The 19,654-nt window shown below is 51.4% G+C and carries 22 protein-coding genes; 7 read left to right on the top strand and 15 right to left on the bottom strand.

What is annotated here, in order from left to right; all coding sequences use genetic code 11:
• The first annotated feature begins 63 nt into the window (after window positions 1-63).
• Window positions 64-1,242, top strand: a complete 1,179-nt coding sequence (locus tag ACESLM_RS08725) for an epoxide hydrolase family protein (protein ID WP_372631170.1) — start codon at window positions 64-66, stop codon at window positions 1,240-1,242.
• Between the two features lie 94 nt (window positions 1,243-1,336).
• Here the strand turns inward: ACESLM_RS08725 and ACESLM_RS08720 are convergent, their stop codons facing one another.
• Window positions 1,337-1,921 carry a TetR/AcrR family transcriptional regulator gene (locus ACESLM_RS08720; protein ID WP_372631168.1) on the bottom strand — a complete coding sequence of 195 codons (585 nt, stop codon included), beginning with the start codon at window positions 1,919-1,921 and terminating at the stop codon, window positions 1,337-1,339.
• 155 nt (window positions 1,922-2,076) lie between these two features.
• Between ACESLM_RS08720 and ACESLM_RS08715 the strand changes: the two genes are divergently transcribed.
• Window positions 2,077-3,027, top strand: a complete 951-nt coding sequence (locus tag ACESLM_RS08715) for a ketopantoate reductase family protein (protein WP_372631167.1) — start codon at window positions 2,077-2,079, stop codon at window positions 3,025-3,027.
• A gap of 28 nt (window positions 3,028-3,055) precedes the next feature.
• Here the strand turns inward: ACESLM_RS08715 and ACESLM_RS08710 are convergent, their stop codons facing one another.
• The 4 genes from ACESLM_RS08710 to ACESLM_RS08695 form a co-directional block, all read right to left on the bottom strand.
• Window positions 3,056-3,505, bottom strand: coding sequence for a YdeI/OmpD-associated family protein (locus ACESLM_RS08710; RefSeq protein ID WP_372631166.1), 450 nt, complete (start codon window positions 3,503-3,505; stop codon window positions 3,056-3,058).
• Window positions 3,506-3,522: 17 nt separating this feature from the next.
• Complete coding sequence (locus tag ACESLM_RS08705) at window positions 3,523-4,326, bottom strand: alpha/beta fold hydrolase (protein WP_372631165.1); 804 nt, start codon at window positions 4,324-4,326, stop codon at window positions 3,523-3,525.
• Window positions 4,327-4,487: 161 nt separating this feature from the next.
• Window positions 4,488-5,627: an aminoglycoside phosphotransferase family protein gene (locus ACESLM_RS08700; RefSeq protein ID WP_372631164.1), complete on the bottom strand. Its 1,140-nt coding sequence runs from the start codon at window positions 5,625-5,627 to the stop codon at window positions 4,488-4,490.
• Between the two features lie 458 nt (window positions 5,628-6,085).
• On the bottom strand, window positions 6,086-6,688 hold the full coding sequence (locus tag ACESLM_RS08695; RefSeq protein ID WP_372631163.1) for a TetR/AcrR family transcriptional regulator: 603 nt from the start codon (window positions 6,686-6,688) through the stop codon (window positions 6,086-6,088).
• A gap of 173 nt (window positions 6,689-6,861) precedes the next feature.
• Between ACESLM_RS08695 and ACESLM_RS08690 the strand changes: the two genes are divergently transcribed.
• Window positions 6,862-7,425, top strand: a complete 564-nt coding sequence (locus ACESLM_RS08690) for a hypothetical protein (RefSeq protein WP_372631162.1) — start codon at window positions 6,862-6,864, stop codon at window positions 7,423-7,425.
• A gap of 69 nt (window positions 7,426-7,494) precedes the next feature.
• On the opposite strand, the gene ACESLM_RS08685 is transcribed toward ACESLM_RS08690, so the two are convergent.
• The gene (locus tag ACESLM_RS08685; RefSeq protein ID WP_372631161.1) at window positions 7,495-8,232 is read right to left on the bottom strand and encodes an SDR family oxidoreductase; all 738 of its coding nucleotides are present in this window, start codon (window positions 8,230-8,232) and stop codon (window positions 7,495-7,497) included.
• 161 nt (window positions 8,233-8,393) lie between these two features.
• Here ACESLM_RS08685 and ACESLM_RS08680 point away from each other — a divergent pair, with 161 nt between their 5' ends.
• Entirely contained in the window at window positions 8,394-8,975 is a 582-nt protein-coding gene (locus ACESLM_RS08680; RefSeq protein ID WP_372631160.1) for a TetR/AcrR family transcriptional regulator, read from the top strand.
• A 17-nt stretch (window positions 8,976-8,992) separates the two neighbouring features.
• On the opposite strand, the gene ACESLM_RS08675 is transcribed toward ACESLM_RS08680, so the two are convergent.
• Genes ACESLM_RS08675 through ACESLM_RS08665 form a run of 3 tightly spaced genes read right to left on the bottom strand, consistent with a single transcriptional unit; the run spans window position 8,993 to window position 11,189 of the window.
• Window positions 8,993-9,424, bottom strand: coding sequence for a hypothetical protein (locus ACESLM_RS08675; protein ID WP_372631159.1), 432 nt, complete (start codon window positions 9,422-9,424; stop codon window positions 8,993-8,995).
• An 11-nt stretch (window positions 9,425-9,435) separates the two neighbouring features.
• The gene (locus ACESLM_RS08670; protein ID WP_372631158.1) at window positions 9,436-9,975 is read right to left on the bottom strand and encodes a LytTR family DNA-binding domain-containing protein; all 540 of its coding nucleotides are present in this window, start codon (window positions 9,973-9,975) and stop codon (window positions 9,436-9,438) included.
• 32 nt (window positions 9,976-10,007) lie between these two features.
• Window positions 10,008-11,189 carry a serine hydrolase domain-containing protein gene (locus tag ACESLM_RS08665; protein ID WP_372631157.1) on the bottom strand — a complete coding sequence of 394 codons (1,182 nt, stop codon included), beginning with the start codon at window positions 11,187-11,189 and terminating at the stop codon, window positions 10,008-10,010.
• A 307-nt stretch (window positions 11,190-11,496) separates the two neighbouring features.
• Between ACESLM_RS08665 and ACESLM_RS08660 the strand changes: the two genes are divergently transcribed.
• A complete protein-coding gene (locus ACESLM_RS08660) occupies window positions 11,497-12,261 on the top strand; it encodes a potassium channel family protein (RefSeq protein WP_372631156.1) in 765 nt (254 codons plus the stop codon).
• 66 nt (window positions 12,262-12,327) lie between these two features.
• Here the strand turns inward: ACESLM_RS08660 and ACESLM_RS08655 are convergent, their stop codons facing one another.
• From ACESLM_RS08655 to ACESLM_RS08630, 6 genes are all read right to left on the bottom strand, one after another.
• Window positions 12,328-12,750: a VOC family protein gene (locus ACESLM_RS08655; RefSeq protein WP_372631155.1), complete on the bottom strand. Its 423-nt coding sequence runs from the start codon at window positions 12,748-12,750 to the stop codon at window positions 12,328-12,330.
• Window positions 12,751-12,864: 114 nt separating this feature from the next.
• Window positions 12,865-13,290, bottom strand: a complete 426-nt coding sequence (locus tag ACESLM_RS08650; protein ID WP_372631154.1) for an SRPBCC family protein — start codon at window positions 13,288-13,290, stop codon at window positions 12,865-12,867.
• Between the two features lie 75 nt (window positions 13,291-13,365).
• Window positions 13,366-14,322, bottom strand: coding sequence for a sigma-70 family RNA polymerase sigma factor (locus tag ACESLM_RS08645; RefSeq protein WP_372631153.1), 957 nt, complete (start codon window positions 14,320-14,322; stop codon window positions 13,366-13,368).
• A gap of 118 nt (window positions 14,323-14,440) precedes the next feature.
• The gene (locus ACESLM_RS08640) at window positions 14,441-15,175 is read right to left on the bottom strand and encodes an ABC transporter permease (protein ID WP_372631152.1); all 735 of its coding nucleotides are present in this window, start codon (window positions 15,173-15,175) and stop codon (window positions 14,441-14,443) included.
• 12 nt (window positions 15,176-15,187) lie between these two features.
• Window positions 15,188-15,940 (bottom strand): ABC transporter permease, encoded by a 753-nt coding sequence (locus ACESLM_RS08635; RefSeq protein WP_372631151.1) that lies wholly within the window; start codon window positions 15,938-15,940, stop codon window positions 15,188-15,190.
• Entirely contained in the window at window positions 15,937-16,854 is a 918-nt protein-coding gene (locus ACESLM_RS08630) for an ABC transporter ATP-binding protein (RefSeq protein WP_372631224.1), read from the bottom strand. Before ACESLM_RS08630 ends, ACESLM_RS08635 begins: the two co-directional genes overlap by 4 nt.
• 166 nt (window positions 16,855-17,020) lie before the next feature.
• On the opposite strand from ACESLM_RS08630, the gene ACESLM_RS08625 reads away from it, so the two are divergent.
• Both ACESLM_RS08625 and ACESLM_RS08620 read left to right on the top strand, forming a co-directional pair.
• Window positions 17,021-17,734 (top strand): response regulator transcription factor, encoded by a 714-nt coding sequence (locus ACESLM_RS08625; protein WP_372631150.1) that lies wholly within the window; start codon window positions 17,021-17,023, stop codon window positions 17,732-17,734.
• Window positions 17,735-19,123 carry a sensor histidine kinase gene (locus ACESLM_RS08620; RefSeq protein WP_372631149.1) on the top strand — a complete coding sequence of 463 codons (1,389 nt, stop codon included), beginning with the start codon at window positions 17,735-17,737 and terminating at the stop codon, window positions 19,121-19,123.
• Window positions 19,124-19,654: the final 531 nt, after the last annotated feature.

Raw genomic sequence — 19,654 nt, 5'->3', positions numbered from 1 at the left:
GTCAGGGACACAGCCGTACAATGAGAGTATAAGTCAACCCGATACTCAAGGAGGAAATGACCCATGAACACGAGAATCACCAACGTCGCGATCTCGAATGAAATCCGTCCCTATCGAATTGAAATTCCCCAAGGAGAGCTGGACGACTTGAACCATCGCTTGGCGCTGACGCGGTGGCCTGACGAAATTTCAGGCTCGGGATGGAATTACGGCGCATCGCTGAGTTTCGTGAAAGAGCTGGCTGAACATTGGCGCACTTCGTTCGACTGGCGCAAGCAGGAGGCGACTCTGAATGAATACCCGCAATTCACCACCACTATCGACGGAGCCAACATTCACTTTCTGCACATCAAGTCCCCCGAGCCGAATGCTCTCCCGCTCCTGCTCGTGCATGGGTGGCCGGGATCGCCTGTCGAGTTCCTGGATCTGATCGGACCGCTGACCGATCCGACTTCTTACGGCGGCGATGCTGCCGACGCGTTTCATCTCGTCATCCCATCGATCCCGGGGTTCGGTCTGTCCGGTCCTACGACGGAGGCCGGATGGACAGTATCACGGGCGGCCCGAGCGTTCGCGGAGCTGATGACGCGGTTAGGCTATGAGCGTTATGCCGTACAAGGGGGAGATATGGGCGCGATGATTGCGCCGGAGCTCGGCCGCGCAGCGGCGCCTCATGTCGTCGGCGTACACGTTAACGCGGCAACAATAGGATTCGTTCCTTTCGGCCAAGTCGAAGAGGACGTGCTCGCGACGCTGACCGATGCGGAGAAAGTCCGGTTGGCTCGATTGGGACATTTTATGCAGGAGAGATTCGGCTTTAATGTGATTCAATCGACCAGGCCGCAGACGCTCGCCTATGGGCTTCACGATTCACCCGTCGGATGGCTTGCCTGGGCCTGCGAATTGTTCTACGGCTTCGGAGACGCTGTCGGGGCTGTCGATCGCGACCGATTCCTGACCAATCTCATGTTGTATTGGTTTTCCGGAACGGCAAACTCCTCTGCCCGGATGTATTACGAAGGAGCGCATGATCCCTTGGCTTGGGCGCCGAAGGATCCGTCTCCGACTCCCGTCGGGGTGGCCGTATTCCAACTGTCCGATGTCGCGATTCGCCGCTACGGCGAGCAGGCCAATAACATTGTGCATTGGACCGAATTCGACAGAGGTACGCATTTCCCGGCGATCGATGCGCCGGATCTCATGATCGGCGATATCCGAGCCTTCTTCCGGAATTTGAAGTAGGAGAGGCCATGCGGAGATAAACGTCAACAAGGGTTACCCTGGGCGGTCAAGTTCGACCGTCGTCGGGGTAACCCTCTCGCATTCGTCCTCTCCTTCAACGTCCAATCAGCCCGTACAGCATCAGCTTGTGCACTTCGCCGATTTTCGTCTGATACTCGGAAGCCATTGCCCATTGCGTCTGCATGCCGGCTATAGCTTGCAGGAACTCCAGCACCGTCTCCGTAGAGATCGAAGCGTCGATTGCCCCTTCCTGTCTGCCGCTTTCTATGAATGCGCCCAGAATCTCCCTGCGAACATCGCTCGCGCTTTCGCTGAACAGCTCCAGAAACACCTTGTCGTTGATCGCTTCCGGCGAGAAATCATGCTCCAATAGCTTGTTCGGCATTTCGGCGCAGAGCGTCACGGCCTGCAGCAGCTTCTCCTTGAAGCCAATGCCCTCGCTCAACAAACTCTCCACCGCTTGCGTCGTCTCCCGCATCAGGATTCGCGCGCATTCCTTGACCAGCCCTTCCTTACTCCCAAAATAATTGTAGATCGACACAGAGGACACGCCCGAAGCGGCAGCCAGCTCATTGATGCTGACGTTCGTATAGCCCTTATCCCGGAATAGCTTCAATGCCGCTTGAATAATCGCCTCTTTCTTCCGCTGTGTTCTGATTTCATACTTATTCACGCGCATACCCCTTTAACATGGATATCTATATTATCTCATAAGACGATCTATTTTTAAACTTTGTGTGTGATATTTAAAAATTTATTGACAGCCGGCGGAATCTCCATTAGTTTTTAAACATGTTCGAATTAATTTAAAAACTAACCAAAGGGAGCGTCACCATGAAAATATTAATGTTTGGCCGCGGCGTCATTTCCACACAGTATGGATGGGCATTCGAGAAAGCGGGGCATGAGGTGGAATTTTATGTCCGCCCGGGGCGCAAGGAGCAATTCGGGCCCTATATCGATCTGGACATCCTGGATGGCCGCACAAGCTTCAAAGGCGTTCCCGTGAAGGAAAAATGGCCGATTCGGATGCGGGAAGAGCTTCCTTCCGATCATGACTACGACTTGATCGTGCTGAGCGTTAATCATGATCAGTTCGCCGAGGCAGTCAAGGTCGTTGGCCCGAAAGCGGGGAAGGCAACCCTTCTCCTATTCAATAATGTGTGGGACGATCTGCGCGTCTTCGCCGAAGGGCTGCCCATGGATCAGATTGTATGGGGCTTTCCTGGAGCCGGAGGGGGATACAGCAGCAAACATAAGCTGGAGGGAGGGTTTATGAAGTCGATCTATTTGCAGACTGAAGCGACTGCGGCTTCTCCAACGCGGCATCAAAGCGTGGCAGAGCTCTTCCGGCAAGCGGGGTTCTCGTTCTCCTGGCAGAAGGATATACGCGTCTGGTACTGGTTCCACTTCATCCTGAATGCAGGCATGGCCGCGCAAGCCCTGAAGGAAGGCAGCTACCGCAACCTGTATCAATCTCCGAAGAATGTAGCGCAAGCGATCTTGCTCATGCGCGAGATGCTTCCGTTAATCGCCGCCAAGGGAGGCAAGCTTGGGCTCGGCTCCTCGCTCGCCATGCGGCTGCCAGCTGGATTGGTCGGCTACGCGGCGTTCAAAATATTGAAAGGCAACTCGGTTCCCGCCGCCATCATGGAGAGAATGGAGCGCACGGCCTATATTTCGCGCGAATCGTTCGCCACCTTCCCGATCGACGTACTGGCCGAGGCACGCAAGCTCGGCATACCGCTCCCCAGGCTTGAGGCGCTGGAACGTTATTTTCGATAAGTTCCAGCGAGCCTCGCCTGTCGCTTGCTTATTGAAGCCTGCCTTCGCGCAGCAACTCGACGGACTTGTCGATGCGCCGCTGCCTGGTCTCCGCGCTCTTGGCGCCCTCGATATTCAAAACAAACCGGCGCTTATTGCTGTAGGACAACCCGCCGAAGAACTCCCGCGCCTCTGCATGACGATCCAACGCTTCCGCGAAATCGGCCGGCACGCTTACTTCACGCGGCGCGTCGTCCAGCTCGAGTTCGACTTCGATTTCGTCGCCGGCCTGAATGCCCGCTCCTTCGCGATGCTCCTGGCTTACCGGCAACAAGAACCTACCTCCCATCGACGCAACGGTGCTGCGATAGGTGTAGGAGCCGATCGTCACTTTGACAGGCGGCTTCTTGCCCGCTCCGAGCGCCTCCACGATGTCGTCGGGAACGTGAATGCCGGTAGCCGTCTTTTTGCTTAATTCGAGCGTCGTTCTGAATTTCATGCCGGAACCCTCCTTGGTTATTGTTTATCGAGATAAAAAGCGATCATCGGCGGCGCAAGCGACTTCGGCTTGACGATGTGAGTCTCCCCCGGCAATACGCTCAGATCCGCTTGAGGCAGCGCCTCGGCGAGCGCCTTCATCCCGTTCTGCATCCATGCGGGGCTTTTGCCACCGTACAGGACAAGCGTCGGAAGCTTGACGGAGGACCAGTAATCGACGGGCAGCGGTTTTCCTCTCTGGAAGCTCTCCGTCAGCAGCGTGTCGTACGGAAGCGTATGCGCAACCGCTTTAAGCTTCGACCATGCGGGCATGAGCGGCATCATCGCCGTGACGATCGCGGGAAGCCCCACGCCTTTTCTCATGAAATGCTTAACCGCCGCTCCGCGTCGATTCGCAGCCAGCAGCTTGTCGAACGTTGCGGCGTAATGGCCCGGCACCGGAAGTCGGCTGCCGTCAACGACGAACGGCGCTTCGTACACGACAAGCTTCTTGACCGAAGGGAGACGCTTGGCCGCCTCGAGCGCCAGGGCGGCGCCGGAAGAAATGCCGTACAGGTGCGCCGAGCCTCCCGCCTCTTCGATCAGCGCCGCAATATCTTCGACCTCCCTCTCGATCGCATAAGGCTTTACTTCGTTACTCTCGCCCCGACCGCGACGATCGTAGGTATACACGGTAAAATGCGGCAATAGCTCCTTGGCCAGCGGCTCGTTCGGGCCGGACGCCCGATAGCAGAGCGCCCCGTCGACCAAGATCAGGGCAGGCCCCTGTCCGACTTTCGTATACGCAATCGACGTGCCGTCTTTCGAGATAACGCGATTCATCGATCTATCCCTCTCTCTCCGAATGTCGTAGTGCTTCTCGATGCAGGCATGACTCGGACCGCCTCGGCGGAAATCCATGCTCACAGCGATTCTTCCCCACATCTACTTTGACGACGAACGGGCGCTCGAATAATCGACATATCCTTTAAATAAACAGAAGCCTACGAACTTTTAAGAGAATCCGCTTCCAGCGCCATTTGTTTTTGTATGGATACAATGCCGGAAAGCCGGTTCAGCCTCTCTTGGAGCTTCGTGTTCTCGGGTTCATTCTCCAACTGAGCCATGACGGAAAAATACTGCGGAACCTCCCACACGCTTCTCAAGGCCATGCTTAAGCAGAAGCCGTATCTCGCCAATTCCGCATTCCCCTGCCACCCCGCTTCCCGCAGCCCTTCCAGGTATGCATCGTAAACGGAGGTTTGGAGCCTTATGTATTGATCCGGAGCAATAATGCCAAGACTGAGATTCACGCCGAACAGCTTCCCTAAGTCTTCGCCGATTCCCGATAGACTCATGAACTGCCAGTCGATCAGAACAAGTCGATTGTCGTTCTTTTCCTGTTGCACGAGCAGCATATTCATCTGACTTAAATCCTGATGCGCCAGTACGCGCGGCAGCTGTTGGAGCGAATCGATCGCGGCCTCCAGGTTTCGGAGGATTTCTTGGTACCATGCCCATATGTTCCGGTCTTCTTCCGCCGATATCCGGCTAGCGTACTCTTCCATATTAGGGGCGTACATGCGGCTGGCGGTCGTCCATGACTTGAGCCACGCTCGGCATATCCACTCCTGATTCGGCAGCGGATGCAGACCTGTGAGATAAGCTCCGTTAAATCGGCCTAATTGTCGGGCAATATAAGCGAATTGTTCGACTGTATGGGCGTACTCCCCCTCTACGAACTCCATCCAAAGCCATACGGTGCCATCCGGTTGTTCTTCCACCAAAAAATGTTCTGCAGCGCGGACGGAATCGGGAAATCCCCTCAAAATCCCCGACTCGAATACGAACGCTTCACGCCGCCAATAGTTGTGATGTTCTGCGTTATCTTTCTCAGCGGTATCCGGTTTAATGATCTTAAGAATAACGCACCACGGCTTCAATTCGTTGTCCAGCTTAACCAGGCCATGCAGGCGGAATATACCGGAGGTTGTGAAGTTGGGCGTTTTACAACCGATAACGTCGCAGGTTACGCTTACAAGCTCGACAGCCGAATTTCCATGGATGGAATAGATGCAAGCATTGATCTGTTCGACCTTGTTTTCTATCTGCAGGCCGGTATTATTTTGAATCGTTGAATTCAAGCGCATTCACCTCAACCTCTCTTATGCACGCATCTTGTCAGGACCGTTGCTGATATAACGATACTTAAGTAGCTTTGCGTCGCCTCCGATTCCCGGTACACTATTTGCAAAACCCGTAATCGGAGGTAGCGAAAAGATGTTGACGAATCGCAGTTTGAAAAACCTGGCTCTCTCTGGCGGTATATCCGCGCTGGTCAATGCATTCGCGTATATCGTGGGGATCGGGCTCGTATTCACTTACTTGAGTCCGATTATGGAGGCCGAAGCCGAAGAGTACGTCAAATTCATTGTAGAACATCAGACCTTAATGCTCGTCTGGCATCTTCTCATTTACTTGGTCGCCGGAGTGACGATGGTTCCGTTGGCACTCATTAATAATACCTGGCTGCTCATGGTTAATCCCATGCCCCGCGTCAGGTATTATTTTATATCTAAATCCGCCGTCGTCCAATTCCCGCTTAGCTCAACTTCCCGCCCTGTCCGACCAGTCCGTAGAAGAACAGCTCCAGCATCGGATCGAGTATCCCGGCCAGCTCTTCGGGACTGCGCTCTCCCGACCAATAGCGGCCGAGCTCGTTCTTGAACATCGTGAAATACAGGATCGCGATCTCTTCCGATTGATCCTGACGAATATACCCGCGCTTCCCCAGCGAGACATATTTCATGAAAAAGGCCGCCGCCTTCTCCTCGCCGTACACCGCCACTCTCCCTCTCCAATCATTCCAATCGGAGGAAGGAGCTATCGCGATCCGATCCGACAGCAGCTTCAAATTGTGCGCCTCTCTGAGCATAATTTCCTTCGTCTTCTCGGGAAAACTCAGCGCCGAATCCAGAATCTCGTCATACTGCTCCAACTGCTTGTCCATCCAACTCATCAGCATTTCGGCGTACAGTTGCTCTTTCGTGCCGAAGTAATTGTAGATGGTGGCTGGCGAGACTTGCGCCGTCTGGGCGATCTCATTAACGCTGACTTTCTGAAAGCCGTATTGGGAAAACAACTGTAGCGATGCTTGATAGATCTGCTGGATTTTTTTCTCTTTCCGTCGTGCAAAGCCGTTCATCTATCCCACCTCAAGCTATAGTGTAGCTCAGGTTTTAGAGTAAATAAATTATTAGAGTATAAAACTATTGCAAATCCAAAACGTCATATTTATAATAATTTTGTAGTTATAGAGAATAAATACTCTAAAATTTTATTGTGCATGAAAAATCCATTACGTTGGGAGTATGTGAAGTGAAACCCTTACGGATTCCTAAGTCTTTGCATGATATCTTCGGGGAAAGACAAACTGTCGGAGCATTCGCGGCTGTCCTGCTCTTCGGCGGCCTGCTTACCGCCGCGTTAGGATTGCGGTTTCCCGAGCTTACAAATTCGTTGCCGGTGTGGCGCAGCGCTCTGGCCTTGGTTCTTATTTTCGATATATTTGCCGGCTGCATAGCCAATTTTACGGCTTCGACGAGCAATTTTTATGCTGCGCGTAAGAACAATCGCCTCCTCTTCATCGCTGTTCATGTTCATATTGTCCTGGTTGCGCTTCTGCTAAATGCGAATATCGGGTATTCGATAGCGGTCTGGTCTTATACGATAGCGGGCGCTTTTATCGTTAACGCTCTTGCCGGACAACGAACGCAGTTGTTCGTTGCAGCCTTGCTGCTATGTGCCGGTATCGGCGGCACGTCTTTATTGCCCGATGTGCAGCCCTACATGCTGATCGTGGGCATCCTGGTTATGATGAAGGTTCTGTTCAGCTTCGCCGTGGATCATTACGGCAAAGCGATCGTGAACGACGGACGATGAAACGACATGCAAGCAGGCTGCCGATGTGCTCGGCAGCCTGCTTGCGTGTCGTTGGGGTACGGCTCATTATTACAATGCGGTCGGCCGCACCATGATCTCGCTGATCAACGTATCGTCAGGCTCGTTAATGGCGAACGCGATCGCTCTGGCGATGCTGTACGGAGATATCCCTTTATCGCTGATATGTTTGGCCATCATCTGCACTTCCGGGCTCGTAATGCCGTCCAGAAGCTCGGTTCGCGTCAGGCCGGGAGCAATCAGCGTCGACCGGATGCCCGATGCCGCCGATTCCTCCAAGCGCAGTCCTTCCGTGATGGCTCTGACGGCGAATTTGGTAGCCGAGTACACGGCACTCGTCGGAGCGACTTCATAACCGGCCGTCGAGGACAGGTTGATCACATGACCGGACTGCTGCTCGCACATGATCGGCAGCGCTGCCGCGATTCCATATAGAACGCCTTTGACGTTTACGTCGATCATTCGGTCCCACTCGTCAACTCGCAATTCATTCAATCTGGAGTTCGGCATAATGCCCGCGTTGTTCACCCATACATCGATTCGACCGTACTTCTGGAGGGCGGTCTGGGCAAGCTTCAGCATATCTTCGGCGGATACGACGTCCGCTTTGACAGACACGGCTTCGCCACCGTCTCGGATAATGTCGTCGACGATCGCTTGGAGACGGTCCTCTCTTCTGGCTGCCAATACCACCTTCGCGCCGTTCTGGGCGATCAGCTTCGCTGTAGCCTCGCCGATCCCGCTCGATGCTCCCGTAATGACGACAACTTTATTTTTTATATTTTCCATCCTGAGATGCTCCTTTATACAACATGCGTTGAATATTTAACGGCCGTTGATTAACATTATAGATACAACCGCCTCATACTCAATGGTTAATGGATGCGATAATGTTACATATCCAACGCCGGCATCCCTATTGTTGATTATCTGAAGGAGCATCGTAACGAATGGAAAACGCCGTTAAAACCGACCGCCGCATTTTGCGTTCCAGACAAGCGATCACGAAGGCGTTCCTGGAGCTGTTCTCGGAAAAGGAGTTCGACCAGATCACCATCAACGAAATCGCGGATCGCGCCAACGTGAACCGCGGGACGGTGTATTTGCATTATGCGGATAAGTACGACTTATTGGACAAGTGCATCGAAGACCATGTCAACGAGTTTATCTCGTTATGCAGGAACCGGGAGGCGAGCCCGGCTGGCCAAGGAATGGTGCACGAGCCCCTGCCGGTGTTCGAATATTTTCGCGAGCATTTCCGCTTTTTCTTTGCTATGTTCTCCAATGAAAGAGTCATTCTATTCCGAGACCGACTGCTGCATTTTTTGTCCGATAATCTGGTTGAAAAGGTGGATAGCGGCACCGAGGACACCGCCGCCGACAAGGAGATCAAAGCGCAGTTTCTGGCGTCGGCTTTCATTGGGGTCGTGGAGTGGTGGATTCGTCACCGAATGCCGCATTCCGCGGCATTTATGGCCGAACAGGTGAAGGATTTATTCGAGAAGAATCAGGTTTATCCGCAGAACGGCTGAGGAAAGCGAGCCCCGGCTTATTTCTCCCGCATCCCCGCCTTGAACGATTCCAGCTTCGCCTGCGTCCGCCGATACATCCAATAATCCAGTGCGTTGGCCGCGCATACGATGCCGAGGACAGTCAGAATTACCGGCAGCCATTGACCTTGGTTTTCCAGAGCACGGTTAGGAATCAAGATTAGAAAGCCCACAATGACGGCGGTCACGACCAAGGCAATGAGGTTGTTGATAAAAAAATACGTTCGCGCGTTCGCAATGCGGATCGGGAGTCTCGCCGTCAACCCTTCGGTGATGAACCCGATCACGAAGCCGACGATGCCGCTGGCCAAGACCGATACGACCCTATCGAAAATGGACAGGTTTGCAGGATCGTAAGCCTGCAGGATTACGCCGATAAACAGACCGAGGAAAAAAGACTTGATCACGTTTTTCCCATTTATTTTCTCCATAGCCGGTTCCCCTACATTTTGAGAGTGGTCCTCAGTTTTTTCGAGAACATTTTGGACACTTCCAATTCAACTCCGTTATCCAGCCTCAGTACATATCGGGAGTTGAACCACGGGATAATTTCTTTGACATGAAGCAGATTGACCAACTGCGATTTGTTGATCCGGATAAATCCCTTGGCCGCCCAGCTTGTTTCGTAATAGTGCAGCGTGTCTTTGACGCTGTACCGGCCCGACGGAGAATAGGCGAGAATCCCGTCGGAGCCCGCTTCCAGGTACAAGACCTCCCGCGGTTCCAGTACCGCGAACTTATTATCACTTAAGCCCGTCAGCGTATCCAGGGAAAGCAGGTCGGCCCGAACGCCGGAGACCAGCAGCTTGACGGCATCCATGTAATCGATGGCGTCGAACACGAGGCAGAGCTTATCGGCCGGCTGGTCATATCCTCGTTCGACAAGCGCCAGTCCGCTGTCCGGATCGACTTCGATCCGGTATTTGGCCAACTCCTGCCTCAGCTTGTCATAGATTCGGTTTGAACACAATAATTGAACCATTCTGTGTCTCCCCACAGTCGCGTTTGCGTGTATTATTCCACGTCCAGCCTGTCGTAGATCATACGAATCCGGATCAGTTCCTCAATGCTTTTCTCCGCGAAATCCAGCGACCCGAAGTTGGCAATATAGTAGGTTTCCTTTCGAGGATCGACCAAGACGAAGGTTCCAGTCGCTCCGACACCGCCGTATACATCCGACATGGAGCCCAGCAGGAAGGACAGCTCGCTGAAGTCGAAGTGCATCAGGCCCATTCCATAATATATTCCTTTCTCGTAACGGTGGGCGAAATCCTTCATCTGACTGTAAACACCATCCGACAGCAAGGCTCCGTCCTCCAGCGCCATCATAAACGACAACAGGTCGCTCATCGTGGTTACGACGCCTCCGCCGGCCCAGTCCACCGACAACGCCTTTTGGTCGCTTAAATCGACATCCCCCGCATAGACGGCGAGGATGTCGCCCGGTTTGTCCTGTACAGACATCAAGTAGCTGTCCTTCATTCCTAGGGGCATGAAGATTCGGTCTTGCAGAATTTGCGCATACGGTTTGCGCTCGATCGCTTCCAGAATCAATCCCAACAACACATAACCCGTATCCGAATAATAAAATTGCTGTCCGGGTTTTCCCACGGCCTCCTGGTTGTCCCGGGTAAATGCGATCAGCTCTTCGGGCTCGAAGGAATGCTCCGGATTCTGCACGATCAGATCCAGCATCGGTTTCCCTTGTCGGACCGGACCTTCGAAATAATCCCCGACGCCTGACGTATGGCTCAGCAACTGTCTCATCGTCACCTGATCCGCGTAATCCGCGCCGTCCACCACGAATAAGCCCTTCAGAATGTCGACGCCCAGCCATTCTGTGATTTTGTCGTCATAGCCGATCTTGCCTTCGTCCACCAGCATCCCATAGACGACGGCATTCATCGTCTTGCCGACGCTGGCGGAATGATAGGGACTGTCGACTCGGGCCGACTCCATCGAGCGGCGATTCTTCGTGCCCACCGCAAATTGCTCCGAATATCCGGTTTGCTTGGAGTGAATGGTCAGCAGCGCGCTGGACAACGACTCGCTCTTCTCTACAAGCTTGGTCAGCCGCTTTTCGATTTTCTCCGTTACCGCTTCTTTCGATAGGGGCCTGGTTAAGTAAACAAGAACCCCATACCCGATGACCGCCAACAGAACAACTCCAGCCAAAATTCGCAGCGCTATTCTCATAAGGAACCGCCCTTCGTTTCATGTACGTTTTATACATAAATCTATCGGACGATATCCGAATGAGAAATGCTTTTCCGCCAAGCGGTCGAAATTCCCGGGTAAGAAGGCGAATTCGGGGACTGAAAAGTCAGAAACTTGCCGCCAACCCGACTCTTCGACGAAATACTTGAAATAACCGCGGCAAATCCGCTACACTTTGAGGAACGGTTGTCCGGAAGACCGCAATGAGTACTCCGAAGTTTCGCGAACGGCCGAAATCAACTCGCGGACGTTGTGACCTAATCGATAATGAGGGGGCTTAAACCGGATGCGTACAAGGCGGATTCTCTATGAACTCTTTACCTTGCTGCTTGTCATCGCCTATGCCATTTTCATCTTGTTTGCGCCCCCGGATCACTCCATTCTTACACCTGAATTTTTGATACGCTTCGACTTCGGATTGATCGTCTTCTTTGCCTTGGAGTATGCCGTCAGATTATGGCATGCCCCCGACAAGAAAAAATTCATGATTAGCAACTGGTTCGACCTGATTTCGATGATCCCCGTCTACTCTGAATTCCGGTTCATCCGGCTGATTCGCCTGATTCGCCTGATCCGGTTAATAAAAACCTCGCCTATGTTGTGGGCGGTGCTCCAATCCAAGCAAATTCAAACGATTCTGATTGTAACGACCGGGATCACGTTATGGAGCGCAAGCGGCATCTACTTGCTAGAACGGGATATCAATCCATCCGTGAGCACCTTCGCAGATGCCGTATGGTGGGCGGTCGTCACCACAACAACGGTCGGCTACGGGGATATTTCTCCCATAACGACCGGGGGAAGAATCCTTGCCGTTATGCTGATGATTACCGGAATCGGGCTGATTGGGACGATTACCGCCAACCTCGCCAATCAATGGATGTCCTTCTTTCGGTCAGAGCTTCCGGCCAATGAGAATGCGGCAACGAATAACACGGAAAACGAGTTGAAGAATCAAGCCAAAGAATGGATTGCGCGAGTCGAGCAATTGAACGAACAGGAGTATGAACGGCTGCTTAAGACGCTGGAGCTGTTAAGAAATAAACGCTGACCTTCTCCGATAGAAAAAAAGAGCCGCACCATCATGAGGATGAGGGGCGACTCTTGATCCGCTGTTTTAGTTCTCGATCTCCGTATACACCTGAAAGGTCACTCCGAATTTGTCCGTTACATCGCCGAACCCGGCGCTGAAAACCTCTTCTTGAAACGGGATGTTGACTTGGCCATCCTGCCGCAAAGCTTCAAAAATACATTTCGACTTGTCTACGCTGTTCGTTGTAATGCAGATGGTCACCCGTTTCCCGTTTTCAATAGGCGAACCGCCCGGCGCATCCGAAATCATGAGCTCCGATTCACCGATCTTCAGCTTGGCATGCGCCACAAGACTCTTCAGTTCGTCTGTGAACGTACTCGGCATGTTCGGCATCTCCCCGTAAGTCGCAACAGATAGAACTTCCGCACCGATGGCTTGTACATAAAACTCGATCGCTTCCTTCGCGCGTCCTTCCACCGTAATATAAGGGGTTAGCTTAAGCGTCATCGATTATTCCTCCTCAGGTTTGAGTTGATTCATAAGTATAGACGCTCCGGTCTCCGCAAATTCATCGGTGCTCCACAACAAAGGCGCCCAATAGGGCGCCCGTGTTTGTTATCTTTACGATTGTTCCGTATATCTTTTGAAATTGTCCATAATCGCCTGCCAGCCTGCCTGCTGGAACTCAACGGGATGGGTGCTTTCGGCGTCGAAAATCTCAACGACCTTCGTCTCATTGCCTTGATCGATGAAGGAGATCTCGACTTTTCTTCCGTCTCCCAATGTGTATGAAATCTCCTCATGATGCTTTACAACGTCGTAAGTGCCGCCGAAATCAAAGCCCATGCTGCCATCTTTCGCTTCCATCCTAGTCAGAAACTTGCCGCCGGCCCGCAGATCGTTTTCCGCTCTTGGAGCGTGCCACTCGTCCGAAGCTTGATTCCACTTCGTGATGTGACCCGGCTCGGTCCAATACCGCCACACTTTTTCTACGGGAGCCTGAATAACTGCCTGCACGGTCACTTTCGTCGATTGATTCGTTTCCATTTTGAAGGACACCTCATTCATTATGGTCGTATTTTTTTGATTCACACTTATTTAGACGAAGCCGAATTCCGATATTCATCGGTCAATTCGTTCAGGAAGCCCGAATCGGGAAAATAATTTGGAATGAATGAAGATTTGGGAGTGATGTATTCTCTTGTCCTTCATCACGACGATGTGAATCCCCCAAGGCACCAGGCAGGATTCTTCGCCGCTTGGCACATACTGCGCGAAAGCGGGATACCCGCCACTGGCCGTAACCGGTACAAACCTGGACCCTTCGCAATGCCCGCGAGTAAGCGAAAAGAACTTGGACAAGTCGTCTTTTCCCTGTACCCACATAGCGAAGGGCGGCATCGACAGACGGCCTTCCTCATGGAACAACGCTACCAGGGCCTGGATATCAAATTGTTCGAAGGCTTCCACGTACCGGGACAGCAGTCCACGATCGGGTTCGGCCTTCATCATGTCCAATTCGTCGGATTGAAGCTTCTCCCGTTCCATCGTTTCTCTGGCTCTTTGCAGGGCGCTGTTGACCGCTGCCGGCGACATTCCTAAAGTTTCCGCGATCTCTTTGGAAGACCATTCGAACACATCCTTCAAAATCAGGACCGCACGTTGGCGGGGAGGAAGCATTTGGAAGAGGGTGATAAAACAGAGCTGAAGAGTATCTTTGCGAATGAGACGATCTTCCGGACTGTCCGAGAAGTCGGGGGCCGGCCAAATCCAAGCGGAATCGGGCAATGTTTCGCGGGGCACGTCGATCGATGCCGCAGGGGCGAATAGATCAACGGGACGAACCCGGCGTTTGGCCTGTCTCAGCTTGTCCAGGCATAAGTTGGATGCGATGCGATAGATCCATGTTTTGGACGAGGATTCCTGCCGGAACGTATTCCAATTCTGCCATACGCGAATAAAGGTTTCCTGAACGGCATCGTCCGCGTCATCGATAGATCCTAGCATTCTGTAACAGAACGATGTCAGCTCCGGCTTTAAGCTCTCGAATAGCTGAAGCTCTGATGCGGTTTCGTTCATCTTGGCCTCCTGGGGACAGGCGAACCCTTATGCCTGAGTGCCTGGATTCACTGCTATTATTAGCATAATACTTCAACCGTAAATTCTCCAGGTTCTTTTCTCGCCATTGATGCTTTTATTATAAGGATGCCGAGACTCCTTTGTACTTTAAGCGGCGTATAGACATTGAAGAAAACATAAAAATAAAGACTACATTCATCATCCAAAACAACATGCTCTGCGTATTTGTCAGCTTATCCTGGCTCAATACACCCATGCCTATTGTGAGCAGCGAGAATGGAAAGAATAGCCCCATTTTGAGAATGTACATGCCTAAGCCAACAAACACCGCGCACAGACTTATGCCGATAGGCGTTGCGAAGCTGCGGATCCGCAATGACAATCCCAACTGCAGAGCGCCGATAGATAGGGAAGCAAACCAGCCGTTTATCGCCCAACCTACCGTTTCTAAAGGAAAAGGCCCTGGGATCGAGAACAAAGTGCCTGCTACCCGGTAGAGCCCCATGAACAACGCTTGCGCAAACAGGATTAGCATGCCGACAACAAACAATTTGGCAAGAAATACACTGGCGATCGATACAGGGGCAGTCAAGACGATGTTCCAATTGCGGTTTAGATGCTCCAGTCTACATATATAGGAACAACAGATTGCAATCAGAAGGGGCAGAAAAAATTCGCCATAAAACAGACTAACTTGTGTCCATAAGCTGTACCAACCATTTTGTAAGGTGGCCTGATTAAAATAATAATTGGAACATCCAATCAGCAGACTTATGATCGGAAGCGCAGCAAGCACAAGACCCATCCGGGAATGCCGAAGCTTGAGCCATTCAGCGGAAATACTTTGTTTCATCAGCTTTCCCCCTCAGATTTCCTGCCGGTTAACCTGGATGTTTCCGGCAATATAGAACAGCACGATCATTCCCAGCGCAGCCGCCACAAGCATAGAGCTCGTCGGCTGTGTCATATAAGAGCTTGCGGTTTCAGCATATTGAAAGGTAACCGGGCTAAGATCAAAATAATAGGACCAAATCAATAAATGTCGAACACTAGTCGGGAACAGGCCGGCGGTCATTCCGATAAAGCCGCCCAGCATGCCAAGGCACAATGCAAAAGCCTGGTTTTTGACCGCCAGAGAAATCCATTGCTGAAGTGCCGTAACAGCAAGTGTCGCCAGCATCGTTCCTCCAATGAAGCGGATTAGCCATTCGACAGGCGGAGCGCCTGGAAAATCTTTTATTAGCCCAAATGCAATCATCAACCCCGTCTGGGCGAGGATGCCGTACAGAAGCAAACTATTGGCGCATAAATACTTCGCTGCATAGAGACGGCCGCGGCTCACATTGGTCGCAACAAGCATTTTCCAAGTTGCCCCTTTATGTTCCATATCACAAATTCGTGAGACGACAATTGCTGAGATAATGGGCATAAAAAGGCCGTTCATCGAGGCGATACTAAAAATGATTGACTCCCACACGGCATGATCCGAGTTGCGGGCAATGGACATGCTGGTGGACAGGAAGGCCCACATCATCTCTGCCGCAAGAAAAAGCGTAATCATAATCCAGATCTTTTTGCGGCGGATTTTAAAGTATTCCAGTCCAAATATTTTGATCACAAGCTCCGCTCCTTTCCCGTCAGCTCCAGAAAAATATCCTCCAGGTTTTTGCTTCTCTCCCCGATTCGGATGACAGGAATGCCATGGGTGACAAGCAGCCGATTGATCTCCGCCACATCATCGTCCTCCAGATAATCAAACTCAAGCTGGTTGCCGCTTTGAATCGGGCTGTAGCCTTGAGCAAGCAGCAGCCGATTCGATGTGAGATTGTCCCCTGTTTTTACACAAATCGTGGATCTGCCTTTTGCTCGCAGGCTATCCAGCTTGCCTTGAAACATCAAATTCCCTTCGCTAATAATACCGACCGAAGTAGCCATCTGTTCAATCTCCGTAAGCAGATGGCTGGATAGCAGGATCGTCATACCGTAACGTGCAGGCAGCAATTTAATAAGCTCCCGAATTTCACCAATGCCCGCGGGGTCAAGACCGTTCGTTGGCTCATCGAGAATGAGCAGCTTGGGAAAGGCAAGCAAGGCCATTGCGATGCCTAGCCGCTGCTTCATTCCAAGCGAGTACTGCTCCGCTTTTTTGTTTTTGTGATTTTCGAGCCGTACAATCCGCAGCGCTTCATCTATATTGCGATCTGGCACGCTCCGCAAGCGCTGCATCACCCTCATATTTTCAAGACCTGTCAAGTGCCCATAATAGGAAGGCGATTCGATCAGCGACCCGGTACGTCTAAGAATGGATGGTCGGTTTTTACTGAGGCTTTCCCCAAAGATTTTAATTGCTCCTTCAGACGGCTTGATGAGTCCGAGCAGCATTTTTAATGTCGTTGTTTTACCCGCTCCGTTAGGGCCTAAAAACCCGTAAATTTCTCCTTCCTCCACATGAAGATCAACCTTATTGACCCGGTTTTTATCTCCGTACGTTTTGGTTAAGCTTTTGGTTTGTACAATTGCTGCATCACTCATCCGAATAATCAGCTCCAATCCAGTCATTTGGTATCGTTCTCCTTGATATCGACTGTAACGGATGCGCCTTGCCTCCGTCTAAAGACAACCTTACAGCAACCTTAAATGGATTCGCTAAAACGCGGAGCGCCATTTTGTTCATGTATAATGAAAGTGGGTGACGCAAATGGAAAATATAAAAAACAAAAAAATATTAATCGTTGATGATGAATCGGAAATTAGAATGATGATTGAAAGATTTCTTAGAAAAGAAGGCTTTTTTCGTATATATACGGCACTCGATAGCGCTTCGGCTTTGTCGATTTGCAGAGCAGATAAGCCGGATATCGCAATTCTCGATATCATGCTGCCTGATCGAGACGGCTTTTCACTCTTGTCGTCGATCAGACAGTTCTCGAATATGCCTGTCCTTTTTCTTTCTGCCCGAGGAGAGGATGAGGATCGGTTGCTGGGGCTAGGCTTGGGAGCGGATGATTACATCGTAAAGCCGTTTCTGTCGCGCGAGCTGCTGCTGCGATTAACGGCTATTTTAAAACGAGTTTACTCCTCCCCATTAGCGGAACCGTTGGCCGTCTTCCGATTAGGCGAGCTGACTATTGATCTGGACAGCGCTATCGTGCGGAAAGATCAGGAAGAGCTGCCGTTGACGGCAAAGGAGCGCGCCATTGTGGCGAAGCTGTATGAGAACCGCAATCGAATCGTCACGAATGACGCTTTATGTCAGGCTGTTTGGGGCGACGACAGCTACGGCTATGAAAATACATTAATGGTGCATATAAGGCGGGTACGGGAAAAAATCGAGCCCGCGCCCTCTAACCCCACCCATCTTCTCACCGTAAGAGGACTGGGATATAAGCTGCTGGTGAAGGACAATCGTTAAGTGGATGGAATAATTCGCATATTGCGCCGCTTTGTCGCCGCGACTATTTTGATCTCGATCTTTCTGCTTATATTTAACTTCATACTGCTTGGCACACTGGTGTTCACAGAAATTAATCAAAGACCGTCTCCTGAAGGGGTTGTAGGAAAAGTAGCGAAAGGCTTAACGCTGGAGGACAACAGCTACACCTTGGACGCGAATGCCTCAAAGCTTCTGCAAGACAATCAGGCGTGGGCTATGCTGCTTGGAGAAAATGGCCGCGTGCAATGGGAATATCAGTTGCCTGCTGATGTCCCGCGAGCCTATAATCTGATCGATGCAGCCAAATTTTCGCGCTACTATCTAATGGATTACCCCGTCTATATATGGGAGCATGAAGATGGCTTAGTCGTAGTCGGGTATCCAAAAAGCGGCTACGCAAAGTATCAACTGAACTTTCTTTCCGATTGGATAAGCTCATTGCCGGTACGGCTGCTTTGGCTGCTTTTCATTAATATAGCGATCGCTCTGCTTGTTTCTATCGTGATTGGAACGCGTCTTATAAAGCGGTTGCGTCCTCTGTTGGAAGGAGTCCATAAGCTTGCAAGGGAGCAAGAGGTGCAGTTGGACAACAAAGGAATATTCGGCGACTTGGCCCAAAGCATCAATACCGCGTCGACCGTGCTTCAACATAAAACGGCCGCTTTAAAGGTACGGGACGAAGCACGCTCCAACTGGATCGCCGGGATTTCACATGATATTCGGACTCCGCTCTCGATGGTTCTCGGCTACGCAAGTGAAATGGAGGACAATCCCGAGCTGCCAAGCGAACAGAGGCAGCAAGCTGGCATTATTCGCAGTCAAGGCGAAAAATTGCGCTCCCTGGTGAGCGACCTGAACCTCGTCTCCATGCTCGAGTACGAAATGCAGCCGTTGCATATAAAGCTCGTTCGTTTGTCGGTGTTGGCGAAACAGGTCGTCGCAGATTTCTTGAATAGCGGGCTGGATGAGCGATATGAGATAGACATAAAGCTAGCTGATGAGGAAATTCAGATCAATGGGGATGAGAAATTGCTGCTTAGGGCAATACGAAATCTGGTGCAAAACAGTGTGAATCACAACCCGCAAGGCTGCAAAATCAAGCTGGAAACCACTTTATCCAAGGATCGCACCCGATATCGGCTGATCGTAAGCGATACTGGAAGAGGAATCCGACCAGAGCAGCTGACTGAGATTATGGAGCTGCCCTATTCATCAAGGAGAAAGAAACCCGCCCACAACGGTCATGGTCTAGGGCTTCCAATGGTAGCCAGAATTGCAAAAGCCCATCATGGCAGCTTAACGCTTGATAGCAGCTTGGAGCAAAAAGGGCTTGTAGCCGTTATGGAGTTTCCGGTACAAGTGTTGTAAGAGTTTACCATGTGTATCGCCACGATGGCACATGAAGCACGATTCAGATAGGGATGATCGGGCTCTCCCTGCGGGCGGCCGCCGCGCACTTCATGCAAGATAAGGCGGCGGCCTATAACCATGCTTAAATTTGCAAGACTATTCAACTACAATTCGAATCTTGGCCGATTTGTTGCCAAACTTAATCGTTAATGTTGCGTTTCCTTTTCCTTGCGCGGTAACCATGCCATGCCTCACATGAGCAACCGTTATCTTCGAGGAGCTCCAAATCCCGTCGGCGGTAATCGTCCGTTCGGAGTTGTCCATGTACGTTGCGATTGCCTCTAGTTGAATCGATTGGTCGCCTTTTAGGGTTAGCTGCGCTACAGGTTTGCCGCTTCTATAAATATCCAAATATTTCAGTTGATCTCAGTAGCGTTGCATAAACACTGACATGACAAAGAGTCTGAATTGTCAGAAATTAAGCCTCTCCGGCCATGGGCTAAAAACTCATGGGGCCGCTAATCAGGCAGTCTTTGTCCATTTGGTATA

It is taken from the genome of Cohnella sp., assembly GCF_041641335.1.
Classification (GTDB): Bacteria; Bacillota; Bacilli; order Paenibacillales; family Paenibacillaceae; genus Cohnella.
The sequence above is the reverse complement of the archived record's forward strand: the minus strand, read 5'-3'. Positions and strand labels throughout refer to the sequence as shown.